Source organism: Actinacidiphila sp. DG2A-62, assembly GCF_035825295.1.
GTDB lineage: Bacteria > Actinomycetota > Actinomycetes > Streptomycetales > Streptomycetaceae > Actinacidiphila.
This window is the reverse complement of sequence record NZ_JAYMGI010000002.1, coordinates 6,984,779-7,001,266: the sequence shown is the minus strand read 5'-3', so window position 1 is coordinate 7,001,266 and position 16,488 is coordinate 6,984,779. Positions and strand designations below refer to the sequence as shown.

The window sequence follows — 16,488 nt, the reverse complement described above, 5'->3', positions numbered from 1 at the left end:
GCGCTCCACGGCGGTCAGGACACCGGCCGCGCGTCGGCCCAGATGCCCTCGAACTCCTCGCGGTAGACGTCGAACAGCCCGCCGTCGGCCGGGCGTTCGCCCTCGACGGTGCGGCGCGAGCCGCCGCGCAGCACGAGCACCGGCACCTCCATGCCGCGGGCCCTGCGCAGATAGGTCTGCACGACGGCCAGGCCGTCGCCGGTGTCGCCGTCGACCAGGTAGGCGGTGAACCGCGGGGTCTCGTCGAAGACCTGGATCTCGAAGGCGTCCGGGTCGCGCAGCCGGGCCCGCACCCGGCGCATGTGCATGATGTTCATCTCGACCGACCGGCTCAGCTCGCCGCGGGACAGCCCCAGTTCGCGTTCCCGGCGGCGCACCGAGCTGCTCGCCGGGTTGAGGAAGGCCAGCCGCATCCGGCAGCCGTTCTCGGCCAGGCGCACCAGGCGGCGGCCGGAGTAGTTCTGCACCAGCAGGTTGAGTCCGATGCCGACGGCGTCCAGCCGGCGCGCCCCGGAGAACAGGTCCTCGACCGGCAGTTGGCGCTGCAGCCGCACCCGGTCGGGGTAGACGCCGACCACGTCGGAGTACCGGTCGGCGACCAGCTGCTCGACCACGTCCACCGGCAGCCGCCGGGCGGCCTCGCGCGAGGGGCCGGCGCCGAGCAGGTCGAGCAGCCGGGCCGCGGCCCGTTCGGCCTGGTCCAGCACGGTCCGCGACAGCGCCCGGTTGCGGGAGACCACGTGCCGGGCCACCTCCAGCTCGTCCAGGGCGAGTTCGAGGTCGCGGCGGTCGTCGAAGTAGGGCTCGAAGATCGGCCAGTGCTGCACCAGCAGCTCGCGCAGCTGCGGCAGCGTGAGGAAGCTGAGGACGTTGTCGTCCGCCGGGTCGAGCAGGAAGCCCTTGCGGCGGCTGACCTCGCGGACCGCGACCGCGCGCTGCACCCACTCGCTGCCGGCCGGGCCGGCCGCGGCGACCACCCACTCCTCGCCGTGCACGGGCTCGTATATCGGGCGCAGCACGGCGTTGACCACCGCGCGCAGCCGCTGCTCGACGAGGTTGAGCCACACGTAGGCCCGCCCGGCCCGGCGGGCGCGGGTGCGCACCTCGGCCCAGGCGTCGTCGCCCCAGTCCAGTTCCGCTCCGATCTCCAGGGGCGCCGCGAGCGTGACCGCGCCGGACTGACCCTCGGCGGCGGTGTCCTGGTCGCCCTGCTGGCCGCCCTGCTCACCGCCACCCGGGAGCATCAGACCTCCGGACGTCACCGCTTCACCGCCTTTGGACCCCCGTCCACGATCAAGGAAGGGTACTGCGGCTCCGGGGGCGCCGCAGCCGTATCGACCCTACTTGACTACTACCGGACAACCCCGTCACCCGTGCGGTCGCTGCCTGTTGTCGCCGTGTCACCCTCGGAAGGGGGCAGGGATGGGAGGATGCGACGTCGGAGACGTCAGCGACGTTCGGGCAACTCGAGAAGTGGAAGAGTCACTACATGCAAGTCTGGCCGGGTCAGTCGTACCCCCTCGGTGCCACCTTCGACGGGGCGGGGACCAACTTCGCCGTCTTCTCCGAAGTGGCGACGCGGATCGAGCTGTGTCTGCTGCACGACGACGGCTCCGAGACGGCGGTGGAGCTGCGCGAGGCGGACGCCTTCGTCCGGCACGCCTATCTGCCCGGCGTGATGCCGGGCCAGCGCTACGGGTTCCGGGTGCACGGGCCGTACGACCCGGCCCAGGGGCACCGCTGCAACTCCTCCAAACTCCTGCTCGATCCGTACGCCAAGGCGATGAGCGGTGAGATCGACTGGGACGAGGCGGTCTACGGCTACCGCTTCGGCCAGCCGGACTCGCGCAACGACCTGGACTCCGCTCCGCACACCATGGCCTCGGTGGTCGTCAATCCGTACTTCGACTGGGCGGACGACCGCTCGCCGCGCATCGACTACCACAAGACGGTGATCTACGAGGCGCACGTCAAGGGTCTGACGATGACCCACCCGGGGCTGCCGGAGGAGATCAGGGGCACCTACGCGGCGCTCGCGCACCCGTCCGTGATCAGCCATCTGGTGGAACTCGGCGTCACCACCCTGGAGCTGATGCCGGTGCACCAGTTCGTCCGGGACCACCGGCTGGCGGACGCGGGGCTGGCCAACTACTGGGGTTACAACACCATCGGATTCTTCGCCCCGCACAACGGCTACGCCTCGCTGGGCGACCGCGGCCAGCAGGTGCTGGAGTTCAAGACGGCCGTGCGGGCGCTGCACCGGGCCGGCATCGAGGTGATCCTCGACGTGGTCTACAACCACACCGCGGAGGGCAACCACCTGGGCCCGACGCTGTCGCTGCGCGGCCTGGACAACGCCTCGTACTACCGGCTGGCCGACGACCCGCGCTACTACACCGACACCACGGGCACCGGCAACAGCCTGCTGATGCGCAGCCCGCACGTGCTCCAGATGATCATGGACAGCCTGCGCTACTGGGTCACCGAGATGCACGTGGACGGCTTCCGCTTCGACCTGGCGGCCACCCTCGCCCGGCAGTTCCACGAGGTGGACCGGCTGTCGTCGTTCTTCGACCTGGTGCAGCAGGACCCGGTGGTCTCGCAGGTCAAGCTGATCGCCGAGCCCTGGGACGTGGGCGAGGGCGGCTACCAGGTGGGCAACTTCCCGCCGCTGTGGACGGAGTGGAACGGCAAGTTCCGGGACACCGTGCGGGACCTGTGGCGCGGCGAGAACGCCACGCTGGCCGAGTTCGCCTCCCGGCTGACCGGCTCCTCCGACCTCTACCAGGACGACGGCCGCCGCCCGCTGGCCTCCATCAACTTCGTCACCTGCCACGACGGCTTCACCCTGCGCGACCTGGTGTCGTACAACGACAAGCACAACGAGGCCAACGGCGAGGACAACCGGGACGGCGAGAGCTTCAACCGGTCCTGGAACTGCGGCGCCGAGGGGGAGACCGACGACCGCGCGGTGCGCACCCTGCGCGGCCGGCAGATGCGCAACTTCATCGCCACCCTGCTGCTGTCCCAGGGCGTGCCGATGATCAGCCACGGCGACGAGTTCGGCCGCACCCAGCGCGGCAACAACAACGCCTACTGCCAGGACAACGAACTGTCCTGGATCGCCTGGCCGGACAAGGCCGGCACCTCGGAGGAGGACGACGAGGCGCTGCGGCTGCACGAGTTCGTGCGGGCGATGGTGTGGCTGCGCCGGGACCACCCGGTCTTCCGGCGGCGGCGGTTCTTCCACGGCCGGCCGGTGGAGGGCACCCACGACGAGCTGTCGGACATCGGGTGGTTCACGCCCGAGGGCCGGGAGATGACCCAGCGCGACTGGCAGGCGGCGAGCGCTCACTCGCTGGTGGTCTTCCTCAACGGCAACGCGATCTCCGAGCCCGGGCCGCGCGGCGAGCGGGTCACCGACGACTCGTTCCTGCTGATGTTCAACGCCGCGCCGTCCTCGCAGGAGTTCTCGGTGCCGGCCAACCACGGCAAGGAGTGGCAGGTGATCATCGACACCGAGCGGCCGGAGGGCGTGCCGCCGGGCACCGGCGAGCTGGTCAGCGCGGGCGACCGGCTGCTGCTGGCCGACCGCAGCCTGGTGGTGCTGCAGCGGCCGGCGGACTGAAGCGGGCGGGCCGCGCCGCGGGGGCGCCGCGGGGGCGTCGCGGGGTGTCGCCCGCGGCCCCCGCGCGGCCCTGGTGCGTTCGGACCCTTTCCGCGCGCTCCTTCCGCAGATCCGGGGTAGAGAAGATCCCATGACCGCAACGCGCGCGACGCCCGGCTCGACGTACCGGATACAGGTGCAGCCCGGTTTCACCTTCGCCGACACGGCGGAGGCGGTGCCCTACCTGGCGGAGCTGGGGGTCACCCATCTGCACCTGTCGCCGGTGCTGGAGGCGGTGCCCGGCTCCCGCCACGGCTACGACGTGGTGGACCACACCCGGGTCCGCGCGGAGCTGGGCGGCGAGGACGGGCTGCGGGAGCTGGCGCGCACCGCCCGCGGCCACGGCCTCGGGCTGGTGCTGGACATCGTGCCCAACCACATGGCCGTGCCGGCCCCCGAGCACCTGAACGCGCCGCTGTGGGAGGTGCTGCGCGACGGGCCCTCCTCCGCGCACGCCTCCTGGTTCGACGTCGACTGGGACGCGCTCGGCGGCAAGGTGCTGCTGCCGGTGCTCGGCGACCCGCTGCCGGACGTGCTGGCCGCGGGCGCGCTGGGCGTGGTGCGGGACAAGGCGGCCGGCGGCAGGGTGCTGCGGTACTACGACCACCGGTTCCCGCTGCGGGCCGGCACCGAGGAGCTGCCGCTGCCCGAGCTGCTGGAGCGGCAGTTCTACCGGCTCGCGTACTGGCGCACCGCCCGCACCGAGCTGAACTACCGGCGGTTCTTCACCATCTCCGACCTGATCGCGGTCCGGGTCGAGCACCCCGAGGTGTTCGCCGCGACGCACGCGACGGTGCTGCGGCTGCTGCGCGAGGGCGTCGTGGACGGCCTGCGGATCGACCACCCGGACGGGCTCGCCGACCCGGCGGCGTACCTGCGGCGGCTCGCCGCGGCGAGCGGCGGGCGCTGGACGGTGGTCGAGAAGATCCTCCAGCGCGACGAGGTGCTGCCGGCCGACTGGGACTGCGCCGGCAGCACCGGCTACGACGCGCTCGACCGCGTCGACGGCCTGTTCACCGATCCGGGCGGGGTGGCCGAACTCGCCGACTTCTACCGGAAGTTCACCGGCGCCGAGGACGACCGCGGCGGGCGCTGGGAGCCGACCGTGCGGCGCGCCGCCGACCGCGTGGCCGGCCACGACCTGGCGGCCGAGGTGGACCGCCTGACCCGGGCGGCGTCGCGCGCGCTGGGCGGGACGCCCGGTGGGCAGGCGCTCGGACGGGACGGGGGGCTCGGCCAGGAGACGCTCGCGCCGGACGGGGGGCTCGGCCAGGAGGCGCTCGCGCAGGCGCTGCGCGCGCTGCTGGTGCGGGTGCCGGTGTACCGGCCGTACGTGGTGCCCGGCGTCCCCGCCTCCGCGCACGACACGGCGATGCTGACCGCCGCGGCCGATGCCGCGCGCGCCGGGTGCCCACCGGAGCTGGGCCCGGCGATCGACGCCGTACGCGATCTGGCGCTGGGGCGGGCGCCCGGCCCGGAGGCGGCCGGGCGAGGCGCGGCCGCGGATGGCACCGCCGGGCAGCGCGCGGCCGGGGAAGGCACCGCCGAGGCCGCCGCGGACTTCGCCGTGCGGTTCGCGCAGGTCGCCTCCGCGCTGCACGCCAAGTCGGTGGAGGACACCGCCTTCTACCGCTACACGCCGCTGCTGTCGCTGTGCGAGGTCGGCCGCGACCCCGGGCGGCCGGCCACCGCGCCGCAGGAGTTCCACGCCTACTGCGCGCGGATCGCGCGGGAGCGGCCGGCCACCGGGACGGTGCTGTCCACCCACGACACCAAGCGCAGCGCGGACGTACGCCTGCGGCTGGCCGTGCTGTCGGAGATGCCGGGGGCGTGGCGGGAGTGGCTCGCCGAGCGCCGCCCCTCCCCCGCGGCGCCCGACCCGCACACCGCGTACACCGTCTTCCAGACCGCCCTCGGGCTCGGCTTCTGCCACCCCGACCGGCTGATCCCCGCCGCGCTCAAGGCGGTGCGCGAGGCGGGCCTGCGGACCAGCTGGACCGAGCAGGACGAGGCGTACGAGAAGGCGGTCGCCGAGTTCACCGACCGGGGGCCGTGCGGCGCGCAGGTCTACGACGTCGGCGAGCTGGCGGGCCGGCTGGAGCCGTACGCGCGGGCCAACATCCTGGCCGCCGCGCTGCTGCACCTGACCATGCCGGGCGTGCCGGACGTCTACCAGGGCACCGAGTTCCCGGTTTTCACGCTGGTGGACCCGGACAACCGGGGGCCGCTGACCGAGGCCGAGCCGGGCATGGTCCGCTTCGACCTGCCGGGCGCGCTGCGCGCCGCGCTGGACGGGACTCCCCCGCGGGACCTGGAGCACACCAAGCTGCGGCTGACCGCGGTGGCGCTGCGGCTGCGCCGGGACCACCCGCAGTGGTACGGCCCGCAGGCGTCGTACCAGCCGCTGGCGGCGCGGGGCCCGGCCGCGGAGCACTGTGTGGCGTACGTCCGCGGCGGCGGCGCGCTCACCGCGGTGACCCGCCTTTCGCGGCGCCTGGAGGAGGCGGGCGGCTGGCGGGACACCGACCTGCCGCTGCCGCCCGGCCGCTGGACCGACCGCCTGGCCGGCGCCTCCCACGAGGGCACGGTCCCGGTCTCGACCCTGTTCGCCACCTCGCCGGTCGCGCTCCTGACCCGCGACGGGTGAGACCACGTCCACGCCGGACGGCCGCCCCCGGACCGCGTCCACGCGGACCGCATCCGCCGCGCCGCGCCGCACGGCGGTCCGGCGTGCGTGCGGCGGTGGCGGGCAGCAGAGGGAGGGGAAATCCGGCGGGCCGGGGCGCGGGGTGTGTGATCCTCGTTCGAAGCCGCCGGAGGCCGGGCATGCATGTGCCCGCAGGGCCGACGCGGGGATGAGCCGATCCGACGGGAGTCAGCGGGTGCTGTTCGAGGTGTGGGCGCCGAACGCACGGCAGGTGGAGATCGAGGTCGACGGCCGGGCCCAGCGCCTGGGCCCCGACCCGGCCAGGGCCGGCTGGTGGCACGCCGAGCTGCCGGCCGCCCCCGGCGCGCGGTACGGCTACCGGCTGGACGGCGGCCCGCTGCTGCCGGACCCGCGCTCGCGCCGGCAGCCGGACGGCCCGGACGGCCTGAGCGCGGTGGTCGACCTGGACGCGTTCGACTGGCAGGTGCCGTGGCCCGGCCGCGGCCTGCCCGGCGCGGTGCTCTACGAGCTGCACGTCGGCACCTTCACCCCCGAGGGCACCCTCGACGCGGCGATCGAGCGGCTGCCGCACCTGGCCAGGCTCGGCGTCACGCACGTGGAGCTGATGCCGCTGTGCCCGTTCCCCGGCGTCAACGGCTGGGGGTACGAGGGCGTGTCGCTGTGGGCGGTGCACGAGCCGTACGGCGGCCCGCGGGCGCTGCAGCGGTTCGTCGACGCGGCGCACCGCCAGTGCCTGGGCGTGGTGCTCGACGTGGTGCACAACCACCTCGGTCCGTCCGGCAACCATCTGCCGCCGTTCGGGCCGTACTTCACCGACCGGCACCACACGCCGTGGGGCGACGCGGTCAACCTCGACGCGCCCGGCTCCGACGAGGTCCGGGACTTTCTGATCGGCAGCGCGCTGGCCTGGCTGCGCGACTACCGGCTGGACGGGCTGCGGCTGGACGCGGTGCACGCGCTGGTCGACACGCGGGCGCTGCACTTCCTGGAGGAGCTGTCGACCGCGGTGGAGGGGCTGTCGGCCGCGGTGGGCCGGCCGCTGTTCCTGATCGGCGAGTCCGACCTGAACGACCCGCGCACCACCGCGCCGCGCGAGGCCGGCGGCCTCGGCCTGGACGCGCAGTGGAACGACGACTTCCACCACGCGGTGCACACCGCGGTGACCGGCGAGTCGCAGGGCTACTACGCCGACTTCGCCGCCGCGGGCCCGGCCGCGGTGGCCAAGGTGCTCACCCACGGCTTCTTCCACGACGGCACCTGGTCCTCCTTCCGCGGCCGGCGCCACGGCCGCCCGGTCGACACCTCGGAGACCGCGGGCCACCGGCTGCTCGGCTACGCCCAGACCCACGACCAGATCGGCAACCGGGCCACCGGCGACCGCCTGACGCCGGTGCAGCTCGGCGCGGCGGCGGCGCTGGTGCTCACCTCGCCGTTCACCCCGATGCTGTTCATGGGCGAGGAGTGGGGGGCGTCCACGCCGTGGCAGTTCTTCACCGACCACGACGACCCGGAGCTGGCGGCGGCCATCACCCGCGGCCGGCGGCGGGAGTTCGCCGCGCACGGCTGGGCCGAGGAGGACGTGCCGGACCCGCAGGACCCGGCGACGCGGGACCGCTCGGTGCTGGACTGGTCCGAGCCGGGCCGGCCGGAGCACCGCGAACTGCTGGCGTGGTACCGCGACCTGATCGCGCTGCGCCGCGCCGAACCGGCGCTCAGCGACCCCCGGCTGGACACGGTCGCGGCCACCGCGGGCGGCCGGACGCTGCGGATCGCCCGCGGGCCCTTCCGGGTGCTGGTCAACTTCTCCGACGCGCCGGCCCGGGTGCCGCTCAACGCGCCCTGCGACGTGGTCCTGTCCCGGCCGCCCTGCAAGGTGCTGCCAGGACCCGCGGTCCAGCTCCCGCCGCGCGGCGCCGCGGTCCTGCGGGAGGCGGCCGTGCCGGCGGCCGAGGTTACGCTGGAGCCGTGAGCACTTCCACGGAGAACGAGACCGGGGTCGCGGTCGCCGTCGGCGCGGCGGCCGGGACCGCCGCCGGGGTCGAGGTCGCGGACTGCGTCCACTGCGGCGAGCCCACGGAGTACCCGGCGACCACCCGCGGCGTCACGCTGTGCCCCGTCTGCGAGTGGCAGGAGGCCCAGCGGACCGCCTGCTCGGGCTGAGACCAGGGCCGAGACCGGCGGCAGGCGCGGTCGCGGGCCTGCTGCTGGGGCACGGCGCCCGGCGCCCGGCGGTCAGGAGGAGGCGTCGCGGGTCAGTGAGTCGCGGGCCAGTGAGGTGAGCCGGGAGACCGCGCGGAAGTACTTCTTGCGGTAGCCGCCGGCCAGCAGCTCCTGCGCGAAGAGCCGGTCGAACGGCACGCCCGAGGCCATCACCGGGACCTCCCGGTCGTAGAGCCGGTCCGCGAGGACGACCAGCCGCAGCGCGGTGGCCTGGTCGGTGACCTGCTCCACGCCCCGCAGGAACAGCGCGTGGACGCCGTCGCACAGCGCGCCGTACCGGCTGGGGTGCACGGTCGCCAGGTGGGCGACGAGCGGCCCGAAGTCGTCGAGCGCCGCGCCCGCCGTGCTCAGCGCCGCCTCGGTGACCTGCTCGTCGCGGTACGGCGCGGGCGCCTCGGGCAGGCCGCGGTGCCGGAAGTCCTCGCCGTCGATCCGCAGCGAGGTGAACCGGGCGGACAGGCCCTGGATCTCGCGCATGAAGTCGGCGGCGGCGAAGCGGCCCTCGCCGAGCTTGCCGGGCAGGGTGTTGGAGGTCGCGGCGAGCCGTACGCCGGCGTCGGCGAGCCGGCCGAGCAGCGTCGAGACCAGGACGGTGTCGCCCGGGTCGTCCAGCTCGAACTCGTCGATGCAGACCAGACGGTGGCCGCTGAGGGCCTCGACGGCCTGCTGGAAGCCCAGGGCGCCGACGAGGTTGGTCAGCTCGACGAAGGTGCCGAAGGCCTTGCGCTCGCGCGGGGCGGGGGCGGCGTGCCACAGCGAGGCGAGCAGGTGCGTCTTGCCGACGCCGAAGCCGCCGTCGAGGTACACCCCGGTGGCCTCGCCGGCCGGGCTCGCGGAGGCGTGGCGGGTGAACCAGCGCCTGCGGGGCGTCCTGCCGTTCTCGCCGAGGGTCGCGGCGAAGGCGGCGAGCTTCTGGACGGCGGCGGCCTGGCTGGGCTGCCCGGGGTCGGGGACGTACGTCTCGAACCGTACGGAGTCGAACCGCGGTGGCGGGACCATGTCGCCCACCAGGCGTGCGGCGTCCACTTCCGGGCGCCGGCCGGTCAGGCTCTCCACGGTGCGGGCGCCGTCCGGCGCGGGCGTTCTCGACACGCCGCCCGATCCTAGCCCGCCCCGCCCCGACGCCGGGCGCCGCCCCTGTGTCTTTTGAGGGGCGCGGGGAACTGCGCGAACAACCACCCACGCGCCGGTGGTCCGGATCGAACCGAACAGCCCCCTTGGGACGGTGACGACCCGCGGGCGCGCGGTGGCTTGTCGCGCAGTTCCCCGCGCCCCTCGGGGCGCAACGCCCACCGCCGGGCTGACCGGGGCGGGGAACGGACAGCGCGGGAGCGACGTGCGAGGATCGCGGAGTGCTGCGGATCTATCCCGTTCCGGAAGAGGAAGAGGCCGCCCGCCAGGGCGAAGCCCTGGACACGCCCCTCGGCCTGGCCGAGGCGTACGCGTACCCGCCGCGAGAGGCGGGCCCGTACCTACGGGCCAACATGGTGGGGTCGCTCGACGGCGCCGCCCGCGCCGAAGGCCGCTCCGCCCCGCTGTCCTCGGACGCCGACATGCGCGTCTTCGGCGTCCTGCGCGCCCTCGCCGACGTGATCCTCGTGGGCGCGGAGACCGCCCGCCACGAGGGTTACCGCCCGGCCAAGGCCCGCGCCGCGTTCGCCGCGCGGCGGGCCGCGGACGGCCAGTCGCCGGCCCCGGCGATCGCGGTGATCAGCCGCCGGCTGGACCTGGACTTCGACGCGCCGCTGTTCGCCGCGCCGTCCGTGCCCACCCTGCTGCTGACCGGCGCGGGAGCGCCGCGCGCCGCGCTGGACCGGGCCCGCGCGGCCGGCGCCGAGGTGGTGATCGCCGGCGAGGGCGACGGCGTGGAGCCGGCGCGGGTGGTGCGGGAGCTGGCCGCGCGCGGCCATGCCCGGCTGCTGCACGAGGGCGGTCCGCGGGTGCTCGCCCAGTTCGCCGCGGCCGGCGTGCTGGACGAGCTGTGCCTGACCGTCTCGCCGCTGCTGACCGGCGGCGACGCGCCCCGGATCATGAACGGCCCCGGCGTCACCCCGCCGGCCCGCTATGTGCCGCGCTCGGTGCTGGAGGAGGACGGCTTCCTCTTCACCCGCTACGTCCGCGCCTGACGCGCACGCCCGGACCCCGCCACCGGCTCGCACCCGCGTTCACCAGCACACACTCCTGGATCACCAGTCCCGCCGAAAAAGCGGATTCCCCCGTTCCACTTCGCGTCGCACGGGAACACTTACCTTCGCGCCCTGTGAAGATCGGAACGGGGCTCCGAAGAGAGAAGGACGTGTCCGTGTTCACGACCGTACTCATGATCGAGAAGCCGCTCACGCCCGCCGATGTGGAGATGGTCACCACCCTCCACGGCGACGAGCCGGTCTCCTTCGTCGTCCTGATGCAGCCGCGCGGCGACCAGGACCGGCTGCTGCGGGCGCTGGACGACGTGGCACTCGGCCATCTGGACGAGGCCGCCGGCGAGAACCGGGTGCCCGAGGGCGAGGAGGCCGCGCCGCCCGCCGAGCGCTCGCTCGCGCACTCGCTGGAGGCGCTGCACGCGGCCGGGGCGGAGGCGGTCGGCGAGGTCGTCGCCAAGCACCCGCTGGACCTGCTGCGCACCGTGGTCGAGCAGACCAAGGCCGACGAGGTGATCGTGCTGACCGCGCCGCACTTCGTGGAGGAGTTCTTCCACCGGGACTGGACCTCGCGGGCCCGGCACAAGGTCGGCGTGCCGGTGCTCAAGCTCTTCGCCCAGGGCCAGGAGGAGGAGTAGCACACAGGTCCGTACCGCCGGCGCCGGGCGCGGCAGGGCACGGCGAGCGCGGACCGCGGCGCGGCGCGTACGGCCCGCGGGTGGCGCGACGCGTAGTCCGTGGCCGCGCAGGTGCGAGAATCGTCACCGCGGCTCCGGAGCGCCGCCCCGCCGCGCTCCGGCCCGCACCGGCCCCAACCGCTGCACCTCGGGAGATCCGCGCATGAGCCAGTCCAGCCCGTCCGTTCCGCCCGCCCTGGAGCGGCCGCACTTCATCGGGATCGGCGGGGCCGGGATGTCCGGCATCGCCAAGATCCTGGCGCAGCGCGGCGCGCGGGTCGCGGGCAGCGACGCCAAGGACTCGCCGGTCGCGCAGGCCCTGCGGGAGGCCGGGGCGACCGTGCACATCGGGCACGACGGGGCGCACCTCGCGGCGGACGCCAGCGGCGTGGTGGTCTCCAGCGCGATCCGCCCGGACAACCCGGAGCTGGCCGCGGCCCGCGAGCGGGGCCTGCCGGTGGTGCACCGCAGCGCCGCGCTGGCCGCGCTGATGGAGGGCACCCGGCCGGTCGCGGTGGCCGGCACGCACGGCAAGACCACCACCACCTCGATGCTCGCGGTCGCGCTGACCGCGCTCGGCCTGGAGCCGTCGTACGCGATCGGCGGCGATCTGGACGGACCCGGGTCCAACGCCCGGCACGGCAGCGGGCGGATCTTCGTCGCGGAGGCCGACGAGAGCGACCGCAGCTTCCACGCCTACTCCCCCGAGGTGGCCGTGGTGCTCAACGTGGAGCTCGACCACCACGCCAACTACGCCTCGATGGACGAGATCTTCGAGTCGTTCGAGACCTTCGTCGGCAAGGTGCGCGACGGCGGCACCCTGGTGGTCTCCGCGGACCAGCCGGGCGCGGTCGAGCTGACCTCGCGGGTGCGCGGCCGCGAGGGCCTGCGGATCGTCACCGTCGGCGAGTCCGAGGGCGCCGACGTGCGGATCACCCGGATCACGCCGCGCGGCCTGACCAGCGAGGTGACCGTGCTGCTGGAGGGCCGCCCGCTGACCTTCACCGTGTCCGTGCCCGGCCGGCACTACGCGCACGACGCGGTCGCCGCGCTGGCCGCCGGGATCGCCGCGGGCGCGCCGCCGCGCAATCTCGCCTCGGCACTGGCGACGTACACCGGGGTCAGGCGCCGGCTCCAGCTCAAGGGCGAGGCGTCGGGCGTGCAGGTGATCGACTCCTACGCGCACCACCCCACCGAGATGGCCGCCGACCTGGAGGCGATCCGGGGTGCGGCGGCCGCGGACGCGCGGGTGCTGGTGGTCTTCCAGCCGCACCTGTTCAGCAGGACCCGTGAGCTGGGCGCCGAGATGGGCGCCGCGCTGGCGCTGGCCGACGCCTCGGTGGTGCTGGACGTCTACCCGGCCCGCGAGGACCCGATCCCGGGCGTGACCAGCGAGCTGATCATCGAGGCGGCGCGGGCGGCCGGCGCCGACGCGACCGCCGAGCACGACAAGGACGCGGTCCCGGAGGTGGTGGCAGGAATGGCCAAGCCCGGTGATCTCGTTCTCACCATGGGGGCGGGCGACGTGACCGATCTCGGTCCGCGGATCCTGGCCCGCCTCGCCGGCTGAGAAGGGCAGGTCCGAGATGTCGCACGACGCGAACACCCACGGCACGGGCGCGCACGGCGCGGGTGCGTACCCGGTGCAGAAGACCGAGGAGGAGTGGCGGGCGGAGCTGTCCCCGCAGGAGTTCGCGGTCCTGCGCGAGGCGGCCACCGAGCGCCCCTTCACCGGTGAGTACACCGACACCACCACCGAGGGCGTCTACTCCTGCCGGGCGTGCGGCGCCGAGCTGTTCCGCTCCGACACCAAGTTCGAGTCGCACTGCGGCTGGCCGTCCTTCTACGACCCGGCCGACTCCGACGCGGTCGAGCTGATCGAGGACCGCTCGCTGGGCATGGTCAGGGTCGAGGTGCGGTGCGCCCGCTGCGGCTCCCACCTGGGCCACGTCTTCGAGGGCGAGGGCTACCCGACGCCCACCGACCAGCGGTACTGCATCAACTCGGTGTCGCTGAAGCTGAGCCCGAAGGACTGAGCCGGGGGCCGGACACGGCGTCCACCGCCGTGTCCGGCCCGGCGCTCCTCCTCGTCCGCTACTCCTCGTCCCCGCCGCCCGGTCCGGACGGCAGTCGCTGGCGGATCGCGTCCATCACCGTGGAGTCGGTGAGCGTGGTGACGTCGCCCAGCTCCCGGTTCTCCGCGATGTCCCGCAGCAGCCGGCGCATGATCTTGCCGGAGCGGGTCTTGGGCAGCTCCGCGACCACCAGGATCTGCCGCGGCCGGGCGATCGGCCCGATCTCCTTGGCGACGTGGCCGCGCAGCTCCCGCGCCACGTCCTGCCCGCCGGCCGCCCCGGCCGCCTGCTCCCCCGCGCCGCGCAGGATGACGAACGCCACGATGCCCTGCCCGGTGGTGGCGTCGGCCGCGCCCACCACCGCGGCCTCGGCGACCAGCGGGTGGGAGACCAGCGCCGACTCCACCTCGGTGGTGGAGATCCGGTGCCCGGACACGTTCATCACATCGTCCACCCGGCCCAGCAGCCAGATGTCGCCGTCCTCGTCCTTCTTCGCGCCGTCGCCGGCGAAGTACCAGCCGGGGAAGCGGGACCAGTACGTGTCGACGTACCGCTGCTCGTCCCCCAGATGGTGCGGAGCATCGACGGCCACGGCTGCGTCAGCACCAGGTAGCCGCCGGAGCCGTTGGGCACCGGCGTGCCGGTGTCGTCGACCACCTCGGCGGAGATCCCCGGCAGCGGGCGCAGCGCCGAACCCGGTTTGCAGGTGCTCGCCCCGGGCAGCGGGCTGATCATGTGCGCGCCGGTCTCGGTCTGCCACCAGGTGTCCACCACCGGGCAGCGGTCGGAGCCGATGGCGCGCCGGTACCACACCCATGCCTCGGGGTTGATCGGCTCGCCGACCGAGCCGAGCAGCCGCAGCGAGGACAGGTCGAAGCCGGCCGGGATCTGCTCGCCCCACTTCATGAAGGTGCGGATCGCGGTCGGCGCGCAGTACAGGATCGTCACGCCGTACTTCTGCACGATCTCCCACCAGCGGCCCTGGTGCGGGGTGTCGGGCGTGCCCTCGTAGAGCACCGAGGTGACGCCGTTGGCCAGCGGCCCGTAGACGATGTACGAGTGGCCGGTGACCCAGCCGATGTCGGCGGCCGTCCAGTAGACGTCCGTCTCCGGTTTGACGTCGAAGACCGCCCAGTGGCTCCAGGCGACCTGGGTGAGGTAGCCGCCGGTGGTGTGCAAGATGCCCTTGGGGCGGGCCGTGGTGCCCGAGGTGTACATGATGTACAGCGGGTGTTCGCTGTCGAACGCCTCGGGCTCGTGCTCGGCGGACTGCCCGGCGACCAGGTCGTGCCACCACACGTCGCGGCCCTCGGTCCAGCCGACCTCCTGGCCGGTGCGCCGCACCACCAGGACGCTGCGCACGTCGGGGCACTGCTCCAGCGCCTCGTCCACGGCCGGCTTGAGCGCGGACGCCGCGCCCTTGCGGTAACCGCCGTCCGCGGTGATCACGACGCGGGCGTCGCAGTCCAGCACCCGGCCGCGCAGCGCGTCGGCGGAGAAGCCGCCGAAGACCACGGTGTGCGGGGCCCCGATCCGGGCGCAGGCGAGCATCGCCACGACGGTCTCGGGGATCATCGGCAGGTAGATCGCGACCCGGTCGCCGGCGGTGACGCCGAGCGAGAGCAGCGCGTTGGCCGCCCGGCACACCTCGTCCTTCAGTCCTGCGTAGGTCAGCGTGCGGGTGTCGCCCGGCTCTCCCTCCCAGTGGAAGGCGACCCGGTCGCCGTGCCCGGCGCGCACGTGGCGGTCCAGGCAGTTCACCGTGACGTTGAGCCTGCCGCCGGTGAACCAGCGGGCGAAGGGCGCGTCGCTCCAGTCGCGTACGGTCGTCCAGGGCTCGGCCCACTCCAGCCGGGCGGCCTGGGCGGCCCAGAACGCCTCGCCGTCGGCGGCTGCCTCCTCGTAGGCGGCGGCGGTGACGTTGGCGTGCGCGGCCAGGTCCGCGGGCGGCGGGAAGCGGCGCTCCTCGCGCAGCAGGTTGGAGAGCGTCTGTCCGCCTCCGGCCCCGCCGTCCGCGGCCCGGCCCGCTCTCGCGGGACCCCCGGGATCGTTGCCTTCGGGCATCAGTGGCCGCCCTCGACCGGTCCGCCGCCCGGCCCGGTCAGCGGGAAGACCGGCAGCAGGGTGCGCTTCCAGGTGGCGTTGGTGACCACGGCGAAGGAGGCGTACCAGGCCAGGACGGCGGTGATCAGGCCGAGCCAGCCGCCGACCTTGGTGGTGCCGGTGGACTGCGCGAACTCGGCGATGGTCAGCACCACGAACGTCGCGGCCAGGAAGGCGAACACGGCGAGCAGCGCGCCGCTGGTGCGCAGCGCGGCGACCGTCATGTAGACGGTGAAGATCGCCCAGATCAGCAGGTAGAGGCCGGTGGCCTGGTGCGCCTTGTCCGCCGGCAGGTCGGCGACGACGAACTTCACATAGGCCGCGTAGGACAGCCAGAAGGCGCCGTACGAGCCGAAGGCGGTGGCGCCGAAGGTGTTGCCCTTCCTGAACTCCCACATGCCGGCGAGCAGTTGGACCAGGCCGCCGTAGAACAGGGCGAGCGGCAGGACGACGGTCAGCAGGCTCTGGTTGATCAGGTGCGCGTTGAAGGAGCTGAGGACGAAGGTGGTGGCGGCGAAGCCGGCCAGGCCGAGCGGGCCGGGGTCGGCGGTGTCCGCGGCGGCCGTGGCGGCGGGCGTGGGAGTGCTCATCTGCGGGTGTTCCCTCCTCGTCGGGGAGCGGGCGGCGCGGGCCGGGTCCCTCGTCCGGTCCGCGGTGTCCCCCGGGGGCCGTTTCGGGCCCCTTCGTCACGCTAGGCAGCGGCCGCGACCCCGAACAGCGCTGCCGCGGCGGGCTTCGCCCAGTGGCCGGTCCCGCTCGCCGGGCGGTCCCCGCGGTGCGACGGGCGGTCGGTGCGGCGCGACGAACGGTCGGCGGCCGGTGCGGCGCGACGAACGGTCGGCGGCCGGCGGGCGGCGCGGCGGGTGGCCGCCCGGCAGGGGCCCGCGGGCGACGGGCCGGGGACGCGGGGCCGGGGACGCGCGGCCCGCGCGCGGTG

The 16,488-nt window shown here is 74.5% G+C and carries 11 protein-coding genes and 1 pseudogene; 8 read left to right on the top strand and 4 right to left on the bottom strand.

What is annotated here, in order from left to right:
• Window positions 1-14 precede the first annotated feature (14 nt).
• Complete coding sequence (locus VSR01_RS31200) at window positions 15-1,244, bottom strand: SAV2148 family HEPN domain-containing protein (RefSeq protein ID WP_326453916.1); 1,230 nt, start codon at window positions 1,242-1,244, stop codon at window positions 15-17.
• A 245-nt stretch (window positions 1,245-1,489) separates the two neighbouring features.
• Here VSR01_RS31200 and glgX point away from each other — a divergent pair, with 245 nt between their 5' ends.
• From glgX to VSR01_RS31180, 4 genes are all read left to right on the top strand, one after another.
• Window positions 1,490-3,628, top strand: a complete 2,139-nt coding sequence (gene glgX, locus VSR01_RS31195) for a glycogen debranching protein GlgX (protein ID WP_326452359.1) — start codon at window positions 1,490-1,492, stop codon at window positions 3,626-3,628.
• A gap of 130 nt (window positions 3,629-3,758) precedes the next feature.
• Window positions 3,759-6,314: a malto-oligosyltrehalose synthase gene (gene treY / locus VSR01_RS31190; RefSeq protein ID WP_326452358.1), complete on the top strand. Its 2,556-nt coding sequence runs from the start codon at window positions 3,759-3,761 to the stop codon at window positions 6,312-6,314.
• A 208-nt stretch (window positions 6,315-6,522) separates the two neighbouring features.
• A complete protein-coding gene (gene treZ, locus VSR01_RS31185) occupies window positions 6,523-8,304 on the top strand; it encodes a malto-oligosyltrehalose trehalohydrolase (RefSeq protein WP_326452357.1) in 1,782 nt (593 codons plus the stop codon).
• On the top strand, window positions 8,301-8,495 hold the full coding sequence (locus VSR01_RS31180; protein WP_326452356.1) for a hypothetical protein: 195 nt from the start codon (window positions 8,301-8,303) through the stop codon (window positions 8,493-8,495). The genes treZ and VSR01_RS31180 overlap by 4 nt, the downstream gene beginning before the upstream one ends.
• Window positions 8,496-8,567: 72 nt before the next feature.
• Here VSR01_RS31180 and zapE read toward each other — a convergent pair whose 3' ends face one another.
• Window positions 8,568-9,647: a cell division protein ZapE gene (zapE, locus tag VSR01_RS31175; protein WP_442785588.1), complete on the bottom strand. Its 1,080-nt coding sequence runs from the start codon at window positions 9,645-9,647 to the stop codon at window positions 8,568-8,570.
• A gap of 260 nt (window positions 9,648-9,907) precedes the next feature.
• Between zapE and VSR01_RS31170 the strand changes: the two genes are divergently transcribed.
• The 4 genes from VSR01_RS31170 (at window position 9,908) to msrB (ending at window position 13,409) form a co-directional block, all read left to right on the top strand.
• Entirely contained in the window at window positions 9,908-10,681 is a 774-nt protein-coding gene (locus VSR01_RS31170; RefSeq protein ID WP_442785587.1) for a pyrimidine reductase family protein, read from the top strand.
• Window positions 10,682-10,857: 176 nt separating this feature from the next.
• On the top strand, window positions 10,858-11,334 hold the full coding sequence (locus tag VSR01_RS31165) for an indole-3-glycerol phosphate synthase (protein WP_326452355.1): 477 nt from the start codon (window positions 10,858-10,860) through the stop codon (window positions 11,332-11,334).
• A gap of 202 nt (window positions 11,335-11,536) precedes the next feature.
• The gene (gene murC / locus VSR01_RS31160; RefSeq protein ID WP_326452354.1) at window positions 11,537-12,943 is read left to right on the top strand and encodes a UDP-N-acetylmuramate--L-alanine ligase; all 1,407 of its coding nucleotides are present in this window, start codon (window positions 11,537-11,539) and stop codon (window positions 12,941-12,943) included.
• A 16-nt stretch (window positions 12,944-12,959) separates the two neighbouring features.
• Window positions 12,960-13,409 (top strand): peptide-methionine (R)-S-oxide reductase MsrB, encoded by a 450-nt coding sequence (msrB, locus tag VSR01_RS31155; protein ID WP_326452353.1) that lies wholly within the window; start codon window positions 12,960-12,962, stop codon window positions 13,407-13,409.
• Window positions 13,410-13,467: 58 nt separating this feature from the next.
• Here the strand turns inward: msrB and acs are convergent.
• Both acs and VSR01_RS31145 read right to left on the bottom strand, forming a co-directional pair.
• Window positions 13,468-15,425: pseudogene (gene acs / locus VSR01_RS31150) on the bottom strand (acetate--CoA ligase).
• An 86-nt stretch (window positions 15,426-15,511) separates the two neighbouring features.
• On the bottom strand, window positions 15,512-16,141 hold the full coding sequence (locus VSR01_RS31145; protein ID WP_326452352.1) for an acetate uptake transporter: 630 nt from the start codon (window positions 16,139-16,141) through the stop codon (window positions 15,512-15,514).
• Window positions 16,142-16,488 lie beyond the last annotated feature (347 nt).